General features: G+C 44.8%; 14 protein-coding genes. 11 read left to right on the top strand and 3 right to left on the bottom strand.

All coding sequences use genetic code 11. The features are described 5' to 3' along the window. The first annotated feature begins 166 nt into the window (after window positions 1–166). On the top strand, window positions 167–685 hold the full coding sequence (locus HXY43_RS19705) for a DUF456 domain-containing protein (RefSeq protein WP_290886497.1): 519 nt from the start codon (window positions 167–169) through the stop codon (window positions 683–685). 140 nt (window positions 686–825) lie between these two features. On the opposite strand, the gene HXY43_RS19700 is transcribed toward HXY43_RS19705, so the two are convergent. Continuing rightward, window positions 826–5,574: a glutamate synthase-related protein gene (locus HXY43_RS19700; protein WP_290886485.1), complete on the bottom strand. Its 4,749-nt coding sequence runs from the start codon at window positions 5,572–5,574 to the stop codon at window positions 826–828. A gap of 754 nt (window positions 5,575–6,328) precedes the next feature. Here HXY43_RS19700 and HXY43_RS19695 point away from each other — a divergent pair. The 9 genes from HXY43_RS19695 to HXY43_RS19655 all read left to right on the top strand — a co-directional run bounded on the left by HXY43_RS19695 (window position 6,329) and on the right by HXY43_RS19655 (window position 16,469). Further along, complete coding sequence (locus HXY43_RS19695) at window positions 6,329–8,512, top strand: phosphodiester glycosidase family protein (protein WP_290886481.1); 2,184 nt, start codon at window positions 6,329–6,331, stop codon at window positions 8,510–8,512. Window positions 8,513–8,909: 397 nt separating this feature from the next. Further along, entirely contained in the window at window positions 8,910–9,332 is a 423-nt protein-coding gene (locus HXY43_RS19690) for a phosphomannose isomerase type II C-terminal cupin domain (protein ID WP_026731495.1), read from the top strand. A gap of 218 nt (window positions 9,333–9,550) precedes the next feature. After that, window positions 9,551–9,892, top strand: coding sequence for an iron-sulfur cluster assembly accessory protein (locus HXY43_RS19685; protein WP_290886477.1), 342 nt, complete (start codon window positions 9,551–9,553; stop codon window positions 9,890–9,892). A gap of 155 nt (window positions 9,893–10,047) precedes the next feature. Continuing rightward, window positions 10,048–10,422: a 30S ribosomal protein S12 gene (gene rpsL, locus HXY43_RS19680; protein ID WP_009456043.1), complete on the top strand. Its 375-nt coding sequence runs from the start codon at window positions 10,048–10,050 to the stop codon at window positions 10,420–10,422. Window positions 10,423–11,104: 682 nt separating this feature from the next. Next, entirely contained in the window at window positions 11,105–11,575 is a 471-nt protein-coding gene (rpsG, locus tag HXY43_RS19675; RefSeq protein ID WP_026731492.1) for a 30S ribosomal protein S7, read from the top strand. A gap of 147 nt (window positions 11,576–11,722) precedes the next feature. Continuing rightward, on the top strand, window positions 11,723–13,801 hold the full coding sequence (gene fusA, locus HXY43_RS19670; protein WP_290886466.1) for an elongation factor G: 2,079 nt from the start codon (window positions 11,723–11,725) through the stop codon (window positions 13,799–13,801). A 22-nt stretch (window positions 13,802–13,823) separates the two neighbouring features. After that, window positions 13,824–15,053 carry an elongation factor Tu gene (gene tuf, locus HXY43_RS19665; RefSeq protein WP_290886463.1) on the top strand — a complete coding sequence of 410 codons (1,230 nt, stop codon included), beginning with the start codon at window positions 13,824–13,826 and terminating at the stop codon, window positions 15,051–15,053. Between the two features lie 222 nt (window positions 15,054–15,275). Then, window positions 15,276–15,593, top strand: a complete 318-nt coding sequence (gene rpsJ / locus HXY43_RS19660) for a 30S ribosomal protein S10 (RefSeq protein WP_008232935.1) — start codon at window positions 15,276–15,278, stop codon at window positions 15,591–15,593. Window positions 15,594–15,818: 225 nt separating this feature from the next. Continuing rightward, a complete protein-coding gene (locus tag HXY43_RS19655; RefSeq protein WP_290886385.1) occupies window positions 15,819–16,469 on the top strand; it encodes an LON peptidase substrate-binding domain-containing protein in 651 nt (216 codons plus the stop codon). 59 nt (window positions 16,470–16,528) lie between these two features. Here HXY43_RS19655 and pheA read toward each other — a convergent pair whose 3' ends face one another. After that, complete coding sequence (pheA, locus tag HXY43_RS19650; protein WP_290886382.1) at window positions 16,529–17,419, bottom strand: prephenate dehydratase; 891 nt, start codon at window positions 17,417–17,419, stop codon at window positions 16,529–16,531. A gap of 328 nt (window positions 17,420–17,747) precedes the next feature. Between pheA and HXY43_RS19645 the strand changes: the two genes are divergently transcribed. After that, the gene (locus HXY43_RS19645; protein ID WP_290886380.1) at window positions 17,748–18,341 is read left to right on the top strand and encodes a DUF1997 domain-containing protein; all 594 of its coding nucleotides are present in this window, start codon (window positions 17,748–17,750) and stop codon (window positions 18,339–18,341) included. A 241-nt stretch (window positions 18,342–18,582) separates the two neighbouring features. Here HXY43_RS19645 and HXY43_RS19640 read toward each other — a convergent pair whose 3' ends face one another. Next, complete coding sequence (locus HXY43_RS19640) at window positions 18,583–19,254, bottom strand: ribonuclease HII (protein ID WP_290886378.1); 672 nt, start codon at window positions 19,252–19,254, stop codon at window positions 18,583–18,585.

Below are 19,254 nucleotides of genomic sequence, written 5' to 3'. Positions count from 1 at the left end.
CTTACGGGTACTCTGCCTTAAGCCGCCCTGCGGGCGTCTACATGGGGGACTCACCGGCCCCCACGACCGACAGGGAGTGGGGATTGGGGGCTTCGGGGTCCCCTCTGGGGTTGGGGGAGGAACCCCCTTTGGAGCGCGCTGGCTCACCAATTACCAACTAAAGCCTATGCAAATTATCTATTTGTTACTGCTTGCCTTAATGGTTGTAGGCATCATCGGCTCTGTAGTTCCTGCTATCCCAGGTGCTAGCTTAATTTTAATTGCTATTATTATCTGGGGATTTGTAAAGGGTTCCTTTGCCGATGTTAGTACGCCGTTAATTGTTACAGGTGTAGTTTTAATCCTTAGTATCGCAGTAGACTGGCTAGCTGCTTACTTAGGTGCAAAAAAAGCAGGTGCTAGCAATTGGGGGCAAATAGGAGCAATTATCGGTTTAATTGCGGGATTTTTAGGATTATTGCCAGCTTTACCAGTAGGAGGGCCCTTATTAGGAATACTAATCGGGCCTCTCTTAGGAGCAATTATCGGTGAATTCCTGTACCGAAGAAATTTAGTTCTAGCTGTGAAAGCAGGTATAGGAATTGTAGTCGGTAGTGTAGTTGGTAACTTAATTCAGGGATTATTAGCGATCGCAGCAGTTGTAGTTTTCCTAGTCACAACTTGGCCCCAAGTATTTGGCACTTAATACAAAATTACATAAATTCGCACACGAAATGCACTAAGACTCTGCGAGCCTCTGCGTTTCCCTCCGCGTTCCTCTGCGTTTCAAATAGCATAGGGGCGCACAGTCAGTCGTGCGTCCCTACTTTTGCTATTGACCAATGACTAAACCGTACTTAACTGTTTTTCTTGCTGAGGATTAGCTTCTGGTCCATCAGCTTCAGAAGGCGGAACTAACTGCCAAAACTTAGGCAAAAATTCTTGCCAGTTTTCCAGAATCATCCTCGCCTTAGCCGAATCCGTGCGATCGCGGTGAGTTGCGATTAACTCCTTGAGTTGCTTTTCACCAGCTGCTGTCATCACTCGTTGAATTTTCACAATTTCCTGGTTGACTAACTCAGGGAAAGTACCGTCTTCATCCAAGAAGTACGCTAATCCACCAGTCATCCCAGCGCCAACGTTACGTCCAACTTTGCCCAAGACGACAATCACGCCACCAGTCATGTATTCACAGCAGTGATCGCCTGCTCCCTCAATCACAGCCGTACCATTAGAGTTCCGTACGGCAAAGCGTTCGCCAGCTAAACCGTTGGCAAACAACATTCCACCAGTCGCACCGTAAAGGCAGGTATTGCCAATAATCACGTTTTGTGCGGGGTCATAGGTAGCATTTGCAGGCGGCTTAATAATAATTTCACCACCGTTCATACCTTTACCGACGTAATCGTTCGCTTCCCCTTCCAAGGTGAGAATCATACCAGGCAGGTTGAAAGCGCCAAAGCTTTGTCCTACACTTCCTTGGAAGTTGAGGTTTATTTGCCCTGCAAAGCCATTGTCACCGTATTGGGACGCGATCGCTCCTGCTAGGCGTGCGCCCACAGTCCGATCGGTGTTGACAACAGCCACAGTCTTAGTCACAACAGCATGGTTGGCGATCGCTGCTTGAATGTCGGGATCGCTAAGTAATTGGTCATCCAACACTGCGCCGTTGTTGTGAACTTCTTCATGCACCAACCAACTGCGATTTTCTTTCGCATTTGGTAGCTGTAGCAAACAATCAAGGTTCAATGCCCGTGTCTTGTTAAAATGTACACCTTGGCGCACCTTCAACAAATCGGCACGTCCAACTAATTCCGACAGCGTTCGATAACCGAGTTTTGCCAATAAGCTGCGTACTTCCTCAGCAATAAAATAGAAGAAGTTAACTACGTGTTCTGGGATACCCGTAAACCGTTTCCGCAGTTCTTCTTTTTGAGACGCAACACCTACAGGACAGTTATTGGTGTGGCAAATCCGCGCCATAATACAGCCTTCGGCAATCATGGCGATCGAACCGAAACCAAATTCTTCTGCTCCCATCAATGCGCCCATCAGCACATCCCAGCCACTCTTGAACCCGCCATCCACGCGCAAAATGACGCGATCGCGCAGGCTGTTTTCCATCAGAACGCGATGCACTTCAGTTAAGCCGAGTTCCCACGGAGAGCCCGCGTGCTTAATCGAACTTAGAGGTGATGCTCCCGTACCACCATCGTGACCGGAAATCTGAATGATATCAGCGTTAGCCTTAGCCACACCCGCAGCGATCGTACCGATACCGATTTCTGCAACTAGCTTCACCGACACTTGTGCTTTCGGGTTGATTTGATGCAAGTCAAAAATCAACTGGGCCAAGTCTTCAATCGAATAGATATCGTGGTGCGGTGGCGGTGAAATTAACGTCACACCAGGTTTGGAACGCCGCAGCATGGCAATATAAGGACTGACCTTTTTCCCTGGTAATTGTCCGCCTTCCCCTGGTTTCGCACCTTGGGCGATTTTGATTTCAATTTGTTTGGCACTCATCAGGTACTCTGGCGTCACACCAAAGCGTCCCGAAGCGACTTGTTTGATCGCGCTGGAAGCGGTATCACCGTTTCGCAATCCTTTTAAGTGAGCGAGGGTGGGCGAGTGACCAGTTTCATCGACATCATTCAAGACTGTGAAACGTACTGGATCTTCGCCGCCTTCCCCAGAGTTAGATTTACCGCCAATGCGGTTCATGGCGATCGCCAAAGTTTCATGAGCTTCCCGCGATAACGCCCCCAAAGACATACCGCCTGTACAGAAGCGCTTGACGATCTCGCTCACCGATTCTACTTCCTCAATCGGAATGGGAGCGCGATCGCTTTGGAAGTCGAGCAAATCCCGCAATGCTGTCAAAGGTCTGTCTTGCAGGTACTTCTTGTACACTTCGTAGTGGTCGTAATTCTTGCCGTCAACAGCCTTATGCAATGCTTTCGACAGTTCGGGGCTATTCATGTGGTATTCGCCACCGGGACGATACTGGACAAAGCCGAGGTTTTCTAACTTCTTGGTTGTCAGTTCTGGGAAAGCCTTGCTGTGGAAACACAGCACTTCTTGCGCCAAGTCGCTGACACTCAAACCACCGATACGGGAAGTCGTACCCTTAAATGCCAGTTCTAGCAAATCCCCGCCGATACCAATAGCCTCAAATATTTGCGCTGCTTGATAGCTCGATAGCAGCGAAATTCCCATTTTCGAGAGGATTTTCAGCAAACCAGCTTCTACTGCTTGGCGATAGTTGCCTATAGCTTGCTCTAGAGTGAGGGTAGCAATTTTACCCCGCTCCATAAACTGTTGCGTTTTGGGATCTGCCCACCAATCATACACTGTATCCAAAGCCATGTACGGGCAAACTGCCCCAGCGCCGTAGCCAATTAAACAAGCAAAGTGATGGGTACTCCAGCATTGAGCCGTATTGACCACTAGGGACGCTTTCATCCGCAGTCCCTCATCGATGAGGTGATGGTGTACCGCGCCTACAGCCAACAGGGGAGGAATATAGGAGTATTCGGAACCGATCCCCCCTTCGCCCCCCGAATTTCGGGGGGTTGGGGGGATCTTGTCACTCAGAATTAAAATCTTTGCACCTGAGCGCACCGCCTCCGCCGCTTTTGCTTGCAAAGATTTAACTGCGGTCTTTAACCCTTCTGGGCCGTTAGCAATGACAAACAGCGTAGACAACTCAACAGCGGCAAAATCTGACTGCTTAATTGCCTCTAATTCTGCTTCTGTCAGTACTGGCGATTCTAATTTCAGCCTGCAAGCATATTCTGGCTTGGGATCTAACAAATTACCCCGCTCACCAAGTTCGACTTTTAAGGACATCACCAACTTTTCCCGTAGGGGATCGATGGCGGGGTTCGTCACCTGAGCAAAGCGCTGTTTGAAATAGTCGTACAGCAAGTGGGGTTTCTCTGACAGAACCGCTAAAGGAATATCATCACCCATGCAGAAAGTCGGCTCTTTGCCTTCCATTGCCATTGGCTGAATCACCATTTCTACATCTTCTGTGGTGTAGCCAAAGGCAACTTGATGCTGCAACAAAGTTTGCCTGTCGATTTTAGTTGTTGTTGGTTGTTGGGTGTTGGTTGTTTGGAGTCCATTACCGTTGTCATTTGTCAAATTTCCTTTGCCATTGACTAATGACAAATGACCATTGACCAAGGACTTAAGTTCTTGACGGTGCTGTCGCAACCATTCTCCATAGGGTTGTCGTTTAGCAACGCGCTGCTTAATTTCCCAGTTCTTCAGTACCTCATGAGTTTCCAAGTCCACGGCGATCATTTGCCCTGGCCCAAGTCTACCTTTTTCAATGATGTTGGCTTCGTTTACTTCCACAACACCAGCTTCAGAAGCAACGATGATGTGATCGTCTTTGGTGATGCAGTAACGAGCCGGTCTTAAACCATTGCGATCTAGTGTTGCACCAACCTTTAGTCCATCGCCGAATACCAAAAGTGCTGGCCCATCCCATGCTTCTTGCAGACCGCTGTAGTATTCATAGAAATCGACAATCTCAGGATAATTACGCAATTCCGGCTGATTTTGGTAAGCCTCTGGAACCATAATCATTAGAGCTTCCAGGGGGCTGCGTCCTGACCGTACCAGTAACTCTAGAACGTTATCTAAAGTTGCAGAATCGCTATTATCAATATGGACAAATGGCTTAAGTTCTTCTAAGCGAAGGCCCCACACTGGATGCTCCAAAATTGCTTGTCTGGCTGTCATCCAGTTGATATTGCCCAATAGGGTATTGATTTCGCCGTTGTGACCCAAAAGCCGCATTGGTTGCGCCAACGGCCATTTGGGCATGGTGTTGGTGCTAAAGCGGCGGTGATATACAGCAAAAGCGCTTTGATAAGCTGGGTTTTTTAAATCAAGATAAAAGTCACCCAAGACCGCAGAACGCACCATGCCTTTGTAAACGATTGTGCGGCTGGACAGGGAACAGATGTAAAATTCTTCAGACCAGTTTTGATTGTGATTGCGAATTGCTTTAAAAATTCGACGACGCGTGATATACAATTGCCTTTCGAGTTCGTCGCCACTGTTGTCTTGGGAGGCTACGAAAACTTGTTCAATTTGGGGTTGATTTTCTCTAGCTTGCACTCCCAGTAAATTCGGCTGTACTGGCACTTCTCGCCAACCCAGTACAGTCAATTTTTCCTCAGTTGCTACTTGCTCAACTGTAGCCTTAGTTTTTTGTGCTGCTTGTGGGTTTTGTGGTAAAAATATCATTCCCACAGCGATATTGTTACCAGTAGGGAGTTGCATTCCTCGTGCCGTGAATTCTTTTTGGAACAACTCCCACGGAATCGCGGTCAAGATTCCTGCGCCATCACCAGAGTCTTGATCGGCACTACAACCTCCTCGGTGTTCCAGACAAGTTAAAGCCGCTAAGGCTTTTGACACAATTTCATGACTAGGATGATTGTGACGGTGGGCAATAAAACCTACACCACAGGCATCTCGTTCTTCTACCAACCACCTTTGTCCTTGGTAGGTACACCTTGAAGAAGTACCTGTAAATCTAATTTCCTGGTCTTGATTCACCGATTTTTTATTCATAGACTATCCCTGTCATCTTGAGGTTAAAATTTTGCCGCCAACAGTGAGAAAAATTTTCTAAATGAACCGATGAAGAAAATCACAAATAACCGAAATTTAGGGAAAAAAAATTTTAACTTCGGGTTGACTTTTGTTCTACCCGTGTTAAAATCTATGCGTCATTTTTTATGTGTTTTTGCTGAGTCAAGCAAACGAGAGTTTGCTCGAACAGTGTTCTATTTATATCGCGAAGCTATGTACTCCCTCAATGCCCTTTTCCCAAACGCAAGTAATAAACGAGGTACAGCATCTTTTGGCTGACCTAAAAAAAGCTGAAACTCTAGGCTTTATTTACTTTATAAAACTACAATTATCCTGATTCAGCGAAAAAAGCAGCGTATTAAACTATATCCCCATTTGACGATTCCTAAAATATTTCTGGAGTTACTCCCTAGATTGCTACCGATCGCGTTTGTCACTTCATTGCTACTAACCAAATCTCACTTAAGTAGCAAGTATTCAGTGAGATTGGCTTCTCTGAATTCAACTTTTAAGCTTCAGGATGCTGTCATGTTTGGTTTAAACCAGGGTGATTAAGCACACCCAAAGCCAGATTCATAGTGGCAAAACTGCTTGTTGTGTTCAACAAGAGACAAAAATCCCATCTATACATTATCACGTTAGCGTTCAAAACTTAGGTCATTATTTTTTGATATTTCAGAAAATTAGTTAGTTTGTGCGTTAGTTAATAGTATTCAGCAATACTTAGTCACTTATGGTAGAAGTGTCGAATTTTTGCCGACCAGAAGGCAATATAGTTTCAAAGCAGGTCAATAGCAGATTTGTCAAGGTTTTGGTATCGCCAGTCGTTTTTTCATTACTGTGCTTAACGGCTAATTATGATTTTGCGATCGCCAGTACAAGCGTCCCAAATTCGTCAACCACTCAGAAAGAACTTTTTCAGGCGAGGATTGCCCAGTCCCCGATTGAGCCTAAACCAATATCAACGCCGAGTCCAAAACTGCCTGCACCTGCTTTAAAGGGGGTAACATTCTATGGTAATCAAATTTCTGTTAATGGTCGAATTTTTTCAGGAGCGTGGTTGCAGCGACGCCTCAAAGCAGGTCAGTTAACAACTCATATCAGCGATGGGGCACTCAGGCAATTTATTGGAGCAGATTTACTAAATAGTAGCAGTCCCGTCCGACAGCCCATACAGTGGTATTCTTCCCTCACCCAACCACTGACTTTAGCAAGCATATTAGTGGGAGGATATCGCTATTTAGATATTACTCAATTTGCCAAAACATCTGCATGGCAGCTGCAAGTTCAGGGTAACACCTTGATAATATCCACACCCAACGCGAAACTCACAGATATTAGTCAAGGTAAAGAATCATTTGGAGAGCGCATCATTGTCAATTTAGATCGCCCTACTCCCTGGCAAATTACCCAAGAGTTACCAGTCAAAAAAAATCAGCCCCTACCCGACGATCCCAATAACCCAGTTCCCAAACCTTCCTCGCCAACAACTAGAGAGTGGACAATTACCCTCAATGGCATTGCCGATCCGGTTTTAATCCAGCGTTATACACCACCTCCACCACCTCCGCCACCGGCCATAGAAAATATTCCCATTCCTTTACCATCTCCAGAAAACCAATTGAAGCAGATGGTTCTAGGAAATGACGGAACAGGAGTAAACAGAGAAAATACTTTACCATCTTTCCCTCCTCCTCCATCTTCTCCATCTCTGGAACCCCCCGCACCACTTCCCTTACCTCCACTAATCAAGCAAGTGGAGGTAGTCAACAACCAAACGTTAATTCGTCTGGAGGTTCCCATCGGTTTAGCACCTCTAGTTAGCACTTTACCGAACCCCAACCGCCTGATTATTGATGTTCGACCCGATGCGATGGTGCAACGTTCGATTAATTGGGCACCGGGATTAAACTGGCGACAGCAGTTTGTGCAATTAGGTCAAGAACGCTTTCCTGTTGTTTGGTTAGAAGTGAATCCTCGCACTGTTGGGATCAACATAAAACCGATTCTGACGAACTCCGGCACCCTTGTGGGAACTGCTCCGATTATGCAAACGGCACAACAGCAATTAGCGGTAGCAGCGATTAATGGTGGTTATTTTAACCGTAATAATCGATTACCTTTGGGTGCGATTCGTCGGGATGGTCAGTGGTTGTCAAGTCCGATTTTGAACCGAGGTGCGATCGCCTGGAATGATTCTGGACAATTTTATATGGGTCGTCTGACTCTTTTGGAAAATCTGATTATCCCTCACAACCAGAAATTGCCGATTGTTTCTCTCAATAGCGGCTACGTCCAAAGTGGCATAGCCCGTTACACCCCTGCGTGGGGAGCAAGTTATCATCCCTTAACCGACAACGAAATTATCCTCGTTGTCCAGAAAAACCAAGTTACCAATCAATTACAAGGAGGCAAAGCAGGTCAAGTTTCTATCCCTATTCCTCAGGATGGATATTTGCTTGCCTTACGTAGTAATGCTGTCAATAGTGCCTTAGTCTTGCCTATCGGTTCTTCAGTTCGCATCGACAATTCTACCTATCCTGACGAATTTAACAGTTATCCACATATCTTGGGAGCAGGGCCACTGCTAGTGCTAAATCGCCAAATCGTCCTCGATGGTAAAGGCGAAAAGTTCAGCGATGCCTTCATTGCCCAAAAAGCTGTCCGTAGCGCCATCTGCACAACTGCAACAGGCAACCTTACGATCGCTGCTGTGCACAATCGTGTAGGGGGTGCTGGGCCTACATTGGCAGAACACGCACGGTTAATGCAGCAAATGGGATGCGTGAATGCTTTGAATTTGGATGGCGGTAGTTCAACTAGTCTTTATTTAGGAGGACAACTTCTAGATCGTTTTCCTAACACGGCTGCTCGTGTTCATAATGGCATAGGAATTTTCTTGCAACCCAGTCGGTAAAGAGGACACGGAGATGGGGAGGTGGGCAGATGGGGTGATGGGGAGAATAACCACTAACTACTGTACGGGCGGGTTTAGAAGATAAAATATCGGTTTGAACCGAAAGATAATCAACAAAACCCGCCCCTACTAACTACTAACCACTAACTACTAACCAATAACCAATGACTATTCACCAGCTTTTTAAAGCTATGTAAAAGTTGCCACTTGAGTTCATGAAGACTTGATATAGATATAGTAGTGACAACGGTTATCGATTACACACTAGCTTGTGATTTTGCTATGTTTGGCAGAGGCGGACTAAATTGCTAATTTATACGGTTGCAACATAGCGCCATATTTTTCCATCAATGGTTAAGAGTACTAACGGTTTGTTATGTCTCCAAATGAGGTAACTATGGCTCAAATTCAAGAAACAACACAAACTCATGCGCTACCTTTGCCTCCAGCCGTCACCCCCAGAGGTGTTGCAGCAACAGAACTGCGCCCTTGGGGTTCTTTTACGGTTTTGGAAGAAGGGCGCGGATATAAAATTAAGCGCATCGAAGTTAAGCCCGGACACCGCCTTAGCCTGCAAATGCATCATCATCGCAGCGAACACTGGATCGTGGTATCTGGTACTGCTCGGGTGATTTGTGGCGATCAAGAAGTGCTGTTAAGCAATAACCAGTCTACCTATGTACCTCAATGCACAGCTCATCGCTTAGAGAATCCTGGTGTGATTCCCTTGGTATTAATTGAAGTACAAAACGGCGAATACTTGGGCGAGGATGATATTATCCGCTTTCAAGACGATTACGCCCGTACTAAAGAAGATTAAAATTACAACAGCCAAGTATTAGATTCAATTAGTCGCAAAAATCGCGTTGTTGGCTTTAAGGTAAAAACAGAATATTTTTTTCTGGTGTAAACCTTATTTGCTAACCCCTTTACGCAGTATAGTCCTGAAGTGACGTAATAACAGTTTACCAGTAAGCATTGTTAATTAACCCTGTCTGTATTATATAAGATGGGGTTTTCAATTTTATAAAGAATTCCATGCTTCATCTGAGTCAAGCAGCCGTAAGTGAAATCGCACGATTAAAGTCTAAACAGCCAAATTTCCTGGTTAGATTGGCTGTTAAACCCGGAGGTTGTTCTGGGTGGTACTACGATATGTCCTTTGATGAAACACTCAAAAGCGGCGATCGCACCTTTGAGTGTAATGGCATTCAAGTAATCATAGACGCTGAAAGTCTAGATTATGTGAATGGTTTGACTGTGGATTATTCTGAGGATCTTATGGGCGGTGGATTTCGCTTCCATAACCCTCAAGCAACTGCTACTTGTGGTTGTGGTAATTCTTTTTCTATTAGTCAAGAGTTAGTAGTTAGTGGTTAGTGGTTAAGAGCCAATGACTAACTACTATCTACTAACTACTATCTACTAACTACTAACTATCAACAAAAAACAATTGACATAAAACCATAAAAAAAGATATAATCAGGATTTGTTGTTAAAAGTTAGACTATAAGCAGCTTCACGCGCTGTAACTCATGCCAACAATACAGCAGCTAATACGTAACGAACGCGAAAAAGCGCGTCAGAAAACCAAGTCCCCAGCTCTGAAGCAATGCCCGCAACGTCGGGGCGTTTGTACCAGAGTATACACGACCACACCGAAGAAACCTAACTCGGCTCTGCGTAAAGTAGCAAGGGTGCGACTAACATCTGGTTTTGAAGTCACAGCTTACATTCCAGGAATTGGTCACAACTTGCAAGAACACTCTGTTGTAATGATTCGTGGCGGTCGGGTCAAGGACTTACCAGGCGTGAGATACCACATTATTCGTGGAACTTTAGATACAGCTGGAGTCAAAGACCGCAAGCAAGGTCGCTCCAAGTATGGAACCAAGCGTCCGAAACAATAGAGCTAACGCGGTTAATCGCGTGCTGGCTCGATTAATCGCGTTTAAGCATTAACTCTGCTATAAACCAAAAAATTGGTGTCAGCAAAGCAGTATTAGCAAAAAAAGTCCGAACAGTAGCTTTTATTTGCTATTGGGTAGAAGGCTAATCTTAAAGGTAAATCATCAATTATTGAAGTGCCTGTTTGTAAAAACGAAGAGAAAGTCCACCCTTTGCAGGGATTTATATTATATAGTCCTGCTGCTCCAAAAAACTTGTTGGTAGAATTTAGTTGAGTACCGTGAAACACACGGGAATTAATGCTTTAAAAGCTAGTTACAGGCCAATGGGTTTCTATGGGTAAGGCTAGGCGTATCAGTTAAGGTCTGAACGAGAGTTGTTACTCACAGGCACTCTGATTCCAACAATGTCACTCCTTACAGGTGTGGGAGTGTCAAATCAATCAAGTTAAATTAGTAAAGCCTTACCTACACCCTGCTTGTTTGTTGCGAGTGTAGGAAATTTTTAGAATGCTGTTAGCGACAGCAGCATTTTAAATTAGCTATTAAGGTATATAATATATGTCGCCTTGTATGTCTAGTTGAGGGCAGCAAGTAAAGGGGTCAGCATCGCTACGATTGTGGTAGTGAAAGAGCTGTCCGAACGCAAATCATCTAGTTCTTAAATCCGAATTAAGGTTAAAGTATGTCTCGTCGTGGTGTTACTCAAAAGCGCCCAGTTCCGGCTGACTCAGTTTATAACAGTCGTCTAGTAAGCATGATGATCCGTCGGGTGATGCGTAGTGGCAAAAAGTCACTTGCTGCACGGATTGTTTATGAGGCGTTGAAAAATATTGAGGCACGGATAGGAAGCGATCCATTAGAAACTTTTGAAAGAGCAGTACGGAATGCAACGCCTTTAGTAGAAGTAAAAGCTCGGCGAGTAGGTGGTGCTACCTACCAAGTACCAATGGAAGTGCGGGCTGAGCGCGGTACATCCCTAGCGCTGCGTTGGCTGGTACAGTTTGCTCGCCAACGCTCAGGTCGGACAATGGCTGGCAAGCTAGCTCAGGAATTGATGGATGCTGCCAATGAAACAGGTAGTGCAATTCGCAAACGCGAAGAAACGCACCGGATGGCGGAAGCGAACAAGGCCTTTGCACATTATCGTTATTAATTAGCAGACGCGCGATCGCGCGTCTGTACAAGAGCGACATTAATTATTGTGTATTTACAAAAAAAATGACGGTTTCCCGAAAAAGATAGAATCTTAACAAAGTGTAATATACAAGATATCATGAGGCGAAAAGTATAGGAGGCAGCTGTGGCACGTACGAACCCGCTAGACAGGGTACGCAATATCGGTATTGCGGCGCATATAGATGCGGGCAAGACAACAACAACAGAGAGAATATTATTTTACTCTGGCATTATTCACAAAATTGGTGAAGTCCATGAAGGAACCGCTGTCACGGACTGGATGGAACAGGAGCGGGAGCGGGGAATCACTATTACAGCTGCTGCCATTAGCACCAGCTGGAAAGATCATCAAATTAACATTATCGACACTCCAGGACACGTAGACTTCACAATTGAAGTTGAACGTTCCATGCGGGTTTTGGATGGTGTAATCACAGTTTTATGTTCTGTAGGTGGTGTGCAACCGCAAACTGAAACGGTGTGGCGCCAGGCAGACCGCTATAAAGTGCCGCGTATTGTTTTTATCAATAAAATGGATCGCACTGGCGCAAACTTCTACAGAGTTTACGAACAAGTGCGCGATCGCCTACGGGCTAACGCTATCCCCATTCAACTACCGATCGGTAGCGAAAGTGAATTTCTAGGTATAGTTGACCTAGTAAGAATGCGGGCATATATCTACAACAACGACCAAGGAACAGATATCCAAGAGCAAGATGTTCCCGCAGACATGCAGGATTTGGTCGAAGAATACCGCACCAAGCTGATTGAGGCGGTAGCGGAAACGGATGATGCGTTGATGACTAAGTACTTCGAGGGAGAAGAACTCACCGAAGACGAAATCCGTGCAGCTCTGCGTAAAGGCACTATTGCTGGTACGATTGTGCCCTTGCTTTGTGGTTCAGCCTTCAAAAACAAAGGTGTACAGTTACTACTCGATGCAGTGGTAGATTACCTGCCAGCACCTCCCGACGTACCCGCAATTCAAGGTACATTGCCTAATGGCGAAACTGTAGAACGCCACGCTGATGATAACGAGCCTCTTTCAGCGCTCGCGTTCAAGATTATGGCCGATCCTTACGGTCGTCTAACCTTCGTTCGCGTCTATTCTGGCATTCTCAAAAAAGGTAGCTACGTCCTGAATGCCACCAAGAACAAGAAAGAACGAATTTCTCGTCTGGTGGTTTTGAAGGCGGATGACCGGATTGACGTAGATGAACTCAGAGCAGGCGATTTGGGAGCTGCCCTGGGCTTAAAAGATACCTTGACAGGTGATACCCTCACAGATGAAGGTTCACCAGTGATTCTGGAATCACTTTTTATTCCAGAGCCTGTCATCTCGGTCGCGGTTGAGCCCAAAACCAAGAACGACATGGACAAATTGTCCAAAGCTCTGCAATCTCTCTCGGAAGAAGATCCCACCTTCCGTGTCAATGTCGATCCGGAAACCAACCAAACCGTAATTGCTGGAATGGGAGAGTTGCACCTGGAAATTCTGGTAGACCGGATGTTGCGCGAATTTAAGGTAGAAGCTAATGTTGGTGCGCCGCAAGTAGCTTACCGCGAAACCATTCGCAAACACGTCAACAGAATAGAAGGTAAATTTATCCGCCAAAGTGGTGGTAAAGGTCAGTACGGTCATGTTGTCATTGACCTAGAGCCAGGAGAACCGGGAAGCGGCTTTGAATTCGTCTCCAAGATTGTTGGCGGTGCTGTACCCAAAGAGTACATCTCGCCAGTAGAAGCAGGTATGAAAGAAACCTGCGAATCGGGTATTCTAGCTGGATATCCGCTAATTGACGTCAAAGCCACGCTGGTCGATGGGTCTTACCATGAAGTGGACTCCTCGGAAATGGCCTTCAAAATCGCTGGCTCAATGGCAATGAAAGAAGCTGTAATGAAAGCTTCACCTGTTCTGTTAGAGCCTATGATGAAAGTTGAGGTTGAAGTTCCCGAAAACTTCCTTGGGGATGTGATGGGCGACCTCAATTCCCGTCGCGGGCAAATTGAGGGGATGGGTTCCGAGCAGGGTATCGCCAAAGTGACTGCAAAAGTCCCATTGGCAGAAATGTTTGGCTACGCCACTGACATCCGGTCGAAGACTCAAGGTCGAGGCATCTTCTCAATGGAATTTAGCCACTACGAAGAAGTACCTCGCAACGTGGCTGAGGCTATCATTGCTAAAAGCAAAGGGAACGCTTAATTAAAAAAGGAAACGAGCATTCATGGCACGCGCAAAGTTTGAAAGGACTAAACCCCACGTTAATATCGGTACTATTGGCCACGTTGACCACGGTAAAACCACGTTAACGGCAGCCATCACTATGACCTTGGCAGCTATGGGTCAGGCTGTGGCTAAGGGCTACGATCAAATTGATAACGCTCCTGAGGAAAAAGCACGGGGTATTACCATCAATACAGCTCACGTTGAGTATGAAACCCAAAAGCGGCACTATGCTCACGTAGACTGTCCTGGACACGCTGACTATGTGAAGAATATGATCACTGGTGCTGCCCAGATGGATGGTGCTATTCTCGTGGTTTCTGCTGCTGATGGTCCTATGCCCCAAACCCGTGAACACATCCTGCTGGCAAAGCAGGTAGGTGTTCCCAGCCTGGTTGTCTTCTTAAATAAGGAAGACATGGTGGACGATGAAGAACTGCTGGAGTTGGTGGAACTGGAAGTCCGGGATCTACTATCTAGCTACGATTTTCCCGGTGACGACATCCCCATAGTCAAAGGTTCTGGTCTACAGGCGTTGGAAGTCATGACTTCTAATCCAAAAACTCAGCGGGGTGAGAATAAGTGGGTAGATAAAATCTACGAACTGATGGACGCTGTAGATTCCTACATCCCCACTCCAGAGCGCGATGTAGATAAGCCTTTCTTGATGGCTGTAGAAGACGTATTCTCGATCACAGGTCGCGGTACAGTAGCCACCGGACGTATTGAGCGGGGTAAAGTCAAAATCGGCGATAACGTGGAACTGGTTGGCATTAGACCCACTCGTGCTACAACCGTAACCGGGATCGAGATGTTCAAGAAGAGCCTTGAAGAAGGTATGGCTGGGGATAACGCCGGACTACTGTTGCGCGGTATACAAAAAACAGATATTGAACGGGGCATGGTACTTGCTAAGCCTGGTTCTATCACTCCGCACACCCAATTTGAAGGTGAAGTGTATGTTTTGACGGAAAAAGAAGGCGGTCGGAAAACCCCCTTCTTCGCAGGCTATCGTCCTCAGTTCTACGTGCGGACAACCGACGTAACTGGCACTATCAAGTCCTTTACCTCCGATGATGGCAGTGCTGCGGAAATGGTCATGCCCGGAGACCGCATCAAAATGACCGTGGAACTGATCAACCCGATCGCTATTGAGCAAGGAATGCGCTTCGCTATTCGTGAAGGTGGTCGTACCATCGGTGCTGGCGTTGTTTCCAAAATCCTTAAATAACATCTCTTTACCTTAGTTAAAAAAGGAGCAGAGATGGTATAATGCCACTCTGCTCCTTTTGCTTCCCTCAGGAAAAAAGATAGAGAAGTAGGGGAAGTAGGGAAAGTAAAGGAAAGTGGGCATTAGCTCCCCCTAATCCATTCATTCTCTCTACTCCCCTTAATCTTGTGCTGATCGCACCTCTTAAGTACAACTCATCAAACAGAACCAGGAAAATTTAAAATGGCTACTCTACAGCAGCAAAAGATTAGAATTCGCTTACAGGCTTTTGACCGTCGCTTGCTGGATACATCTTGCGAGAAGATTGTGGATACAGCAAACCGTACTAATGCTACAGCGATTGGCCCTATTCCCTTACCCACAAAACGCCGGATCTATTGTGTGCTGCGATCGCCACACGTGGATAAGGATTCACGAGAACACTTTGAAACCCGTACCCATCGCCGCATTATTGATATTTATCAGCCTTCTTCTAAAACTATTGATGCCCTGATGAAACTGGATTTGCCATCGGGTGTGGATATTGAAGTAAAACTCTAAATTAGTTAATGGTTATTGGTTAGTAGTTAGTTGTTTACCCACTAACCACTAACTACTAACTACTAACAAAAATGTGTGAATATTTACCTCGCCCTGAAACATCTATCTTCAGGGCTTTTTATTAGCTGTGAAACAAATGATAGAATGTAGTCATAGCACGGCAAAGACAGAGAATAATAAGAAATTCTTAAGATTATCAAAGATTAAATTTATACCAAGGTAAAAATGACCTCTTCTTCTAAAATTGCCGTTCGTGAACTACCTCTGTTTCCGCTATCAGAAGTAGTTTTATTTCCCACCAGACCCCTGCCCCTGCACATTTTTGAATTTCGCTACCGAATTATGATGAACACAATTCTGGAGAGCGATCGCAGGTTTGGGGTATTAATGGTTGATCAAGCCAAAGGTACAATTGCGAACGTTGGTTGCTGTGCTGAAATCATTCACTATCAGCGGCTGCCAGACGACCGGATGAAAATGTTGACTTTGGGGCAGCAAAGATTTCGGGTTTTAGAGTATGTTCGGGAAAAGCCTTACCGTGTTGGTTTAGTTGAGTGGATTGAAGATCACCCTCCAGCAAAAGATTTGCGCCCTTTGGCTGCTGAACTAGCACAACTGCTGCGAGATGTTGTGCGTCTTTCAGCTAAATTAACTGAACAACAAATTGAATTGCCAGAAGATTTGCCTGACTTGCCAACAGAACTATCTTATTGGGTAGCAAGTAATCTCTATGGTGTTGCATTAGAGCAGCAAGCATTGCTAGAAATGCAAGATACTGCTGCTCGCTTAGAACGGGAAGCGGAAATTTTGACTTCTACTCGCAATCACTTGGCAGCTCGTACGGTTCTTAAAGATACTTTCAATCAAAAGTTGTGAGTAGTTGGTAGTTAGTAGTTGGTAGTTGTAGTTGGTAGTTAGTTGTTTACCACTATCGACTAACCACTAACCTCTTCTCCAAGAATGTTAATTGGCAAAATGCTGTAGCTGCCAAAGATTTTTAATATTTCTGTGTAGGTAGTTAATTCTTGTAAGGCAGATTGCATTTGTACTTCAGATGCATCTGCTTCTGCATCAATGAAAAATAAGTACTCTCCTAGCGATCGCTTAGTTGGACGAGATTCTATCCGGCTGAGGTTAATGCCTAGTTGGGCAAATATTTGTAGTGGTTTGACTAGCGCTCCTGGTACATTAGCAGGGACACTGAATGCTAACGAGGTGTGGCTGGCTTTGGCATGAGATGGTTGATAGGCAACGGGCATATCACCCTGACTGACTACCAAAAAGCGAGTACAGTTTTCTGGATAATCGTTGATGCCACTCTCTAATATTGGTAGGTTATAGAGTTGCGCCGCTCTTTGGGACGAGATAACCGCAGCTGTCATGTCTTGCTCAAGTTTCTGCAACGATTCGGTTGTGGAATTAGTAGGAATTAACTGTACAGTCGGAAGAAAGCGTTCCAGCCATTTTTGACACTGTGCCAAAGCTTGCGGATGAGAATAAACAGTTTTAATACTCTCTATGTTGTGAGCGCAGGAAATTAACGTATGGACTATTGGCATCACCAAAGCCAACTGTATTTGTAAACTATCCAGTTGCCACAGAGTATCCATAGTCACAGTAACACTACCTTCAATGGAGTTTTCCACTGGCACAACAGCCAAGTGTACCTCAGCTTGGGCAACAGCTCGGAGTGTTTGAGCAATGCTAGGATAGGGACATAAGATAGCTTCGATTCCTCTAATTTTGGTCAGCCAGTTGACATACAAAAGCGCTGCTTGTTCTGCATAAGTGCCAGAGGAACCTAAATGTGCGATCGATAAAGTCATAGAATTTTGTCTGAACTGTAAGTTTGTTTTAAAATCATAAGACTAATTCGTCAACTGGTATGTGATAATGAGCTTAAGTTTAAATTATTAATAATTATTTAAACTTGCATAAAAGATTACACCCAGTACCAAAAATCCTACACCCTATAATTTATTTTTCACTAATTTAAAATAGCAATTAGAATAGAAACCCTTGCGTATATTAAGGTTAGCTGTAAATTAATATAGTTTCTCAAATAAATTTTGTCTGCTCAATCTCAATTTAATGCAATAAAATTCCATAAATTAAAAAATAATAGAAATATAAAACAATTATTTTCATCAACGCATGACTACCAAGTTTACCGCTTCCCAAACGGTAGAAATTGCTGTTCCACAACAGCCTATTCCCATTCAACACTACTTGCGACAGCCCCAACGCTTGGTTTATGCATTAGTAGACCCTAGCCGCGTTCAGCCATTGGCTGAGGATATTTTTCGTTTAAAAATGCGTCCTCTTAATTTCATGTCACTAAGTATTCAACCCACCGTAGACATGACTGTCTGGGCAGAATCTAATGGAAAGATTTATTTGCAATCAATAGGTTGTGAAATACTTGGTATTGAGTATGTTAACCAGCGCTTCGATCTAAATTTGAAAGGGCATTTGTCACCACACCAGGTTCATACAGGCACACGTTTGCAAGGTAGAGCTGATTTAGAAGTACAAGTAGAGTTACCACCACCTTTCTCCTTTACCCCCAAACCTATTTTAGAAACCACTGGTAATAGTTTGCTCAAAAGTGTACTGTTGACAATTAAGCAACGATTGTTAAATCAACTAATAGCTGATTATCGTCGCTGGGTGATATTGCAAACAAAAGAACAAAGCCTTTCTATAGATGACGAGAGTTCAGAATTACCCATCTTAAATATTGAGTAATTATTATTAAGTAAAGGTAATAAAGATTACGTTGTGTAAGTGTAGACGCAAAGCATTTCAGTGAAAATCATTCAGTTTGATGGAATATTACTCAAATGCTACCTTGGGTAAATACCTTTGATACTAGCTTCACAGTGGTTAGTAGTTTGCTGGTGATTTGAACCCACTCAATGTAGGGGTAGATTTAACCCTGTTAATTTATTGAAACCCACCTGCCGTACCAACTAACAACTATCAACTACTAACTACCCTTAATTTGGCAAGGACGAAATGACTGGCGATGCAAGGGTGAAGGCCCATATTTTTGTAGTGCCAGTAGATGTTTTTGGCTCCCATAACCCTTGTTGCGCTCCAAGTCGTAGATGGGATACCTTGAGGCGAGGCGCAGTATCAAATCGTCTCGCCAAACTTTGGCAACAATACTAGCAGCAGCAATAGCAAGCGATCGCTCGTCTCCCTTAACTATTGTTTGTTGTGGTAGTGGTAGATCTTTAATCGACTGGTTGCCATCAACTAAGCAAAGTGTAGGCTGCACTTTTAGTTTCAGCACTGCTCGCTTCATCGCTAAAAGTGTTGCCTGTAAAATATTTATCCTGTCAATTTCGGCAACTGAAGCAAAGCCGATTTTCCAATCTATGGCAATAGCACAAATATGCTGGGCTAGCTTGCTCCTGCGATAGCTAGACAGCTTTTTACTATCTCTAATTTTCGCTGCCATCAGTGCTGATAAAGCTTCATTTGGTAGTATCACTGCTGCTGCCACTACAGGCCCAAACAAACAGCCCCTCCCTACTTCATCTACACCTGCAACTAGTCCGCAAAAGTCTGAAAGTTCGGAAAATTCTAGCCAAAATGCTTTCTGTTGAGCTACTGCCAACTCAACAGAAGCGATGTCTGGCTCTATCTTTACCAT

This window comes from Fischerella sp. (assembly GCF_013388695.1).
GTDB lineage: Bacteria > Cyanobacteriota > Cyanobacteriia > Cyanobacteriales > Nostocaceae > PCC9605.
The sequence above is the reverse complement of the archived record's forward strand: the minus strand, read 5'-3'. Positions and strand labels throughout refer to the sequence as shown.

Coding starts and splice junctions, on each gene's coding strand:
- rpsL (WP_009456043.1), top strand. CDS start 10,048: ATGCCAACAATACAGCAGCTAATACGTAACGAACGCGAAAAAGCGCGT.
- HXY43_RS19705 (WP_290886497.1), top strand. CDS start 167: ATGCAAATTATCTATTTGTTACTGCTTGCCTTAATGGTTGTAGGCATC.
- HXY43_RS19695 (WP_290886481.1), top strand. CDS start 6,329: ATGGTAGAAGTGTCGAATTTTTGCCGACCAGAAGGCAATATAGTTTCA.
- HXY43_RS19645 (WP_290886380.1), top strand. CDS start 17,748: ATGACTACCAAGTTTACCGCTTCCCAAACGGTAGAAATTGCTGTTCCA.
- tuf (WP_290886463.1), top strand. CDS start 13,824: ATGGCACGCGCAAAGTTTGAAAGGACTAAACCCCACGTTAATATCGGT.
- pheA (WP_290886382.1), bottom strand. CDS start 17,419: ATGACTTTATCGATCGCACATTTAGGTTCCTCTGGCACTTATGCAGAA.
- HXY43_RS19640 (WP_290886378.1), bottom strand. CDS start 19,254: ATGGTAAAGATAGAGCCAGACATCGCTTCTGTTGAGTTGGCAGTAGCT.
- rpsJ (WP_008232935.1), top strand. CDS start 15,276: ATGGCTACTCTACAGCAGCAAAAGATTAGAATTCGCTTACAGGCTTTT.
- HXY43_RS19685 (WP_290886477.1), top strand. CDS start 9,551: ATGCTTCATCTGAGTCAAGCAGCCGTAAGTGAAATCGCACGATTAAAG.
- rpsG (WP_026731492.1), top strand. CDS start 11,105: ATGTCTCGTCGTGGTGTTACTCAAAAGCGCCCAGTTCCGGCTGACTCA.
- HXY43_RS19700 (WP_290886485.1), bottom strand. CDS start 5,574: ATGAATAAAAAATCGGTGAATCAAGACCAGGAAATTAGATTTACAGGT.
- HXY43_RS19655 (WP_290886385.1), top strand. CDS start 15,819: ATGACCTCTTCTTCTAAAATTGCCGTTCGTGAACTACCTCTGTTTCCG.
- HXY43_RS19690 (WP_026731495.1), top strand. CDS start 8,910: ATGGCTCAAATTCAAGAAACAACACAAACTCATGCGCTACCTTTGCCT.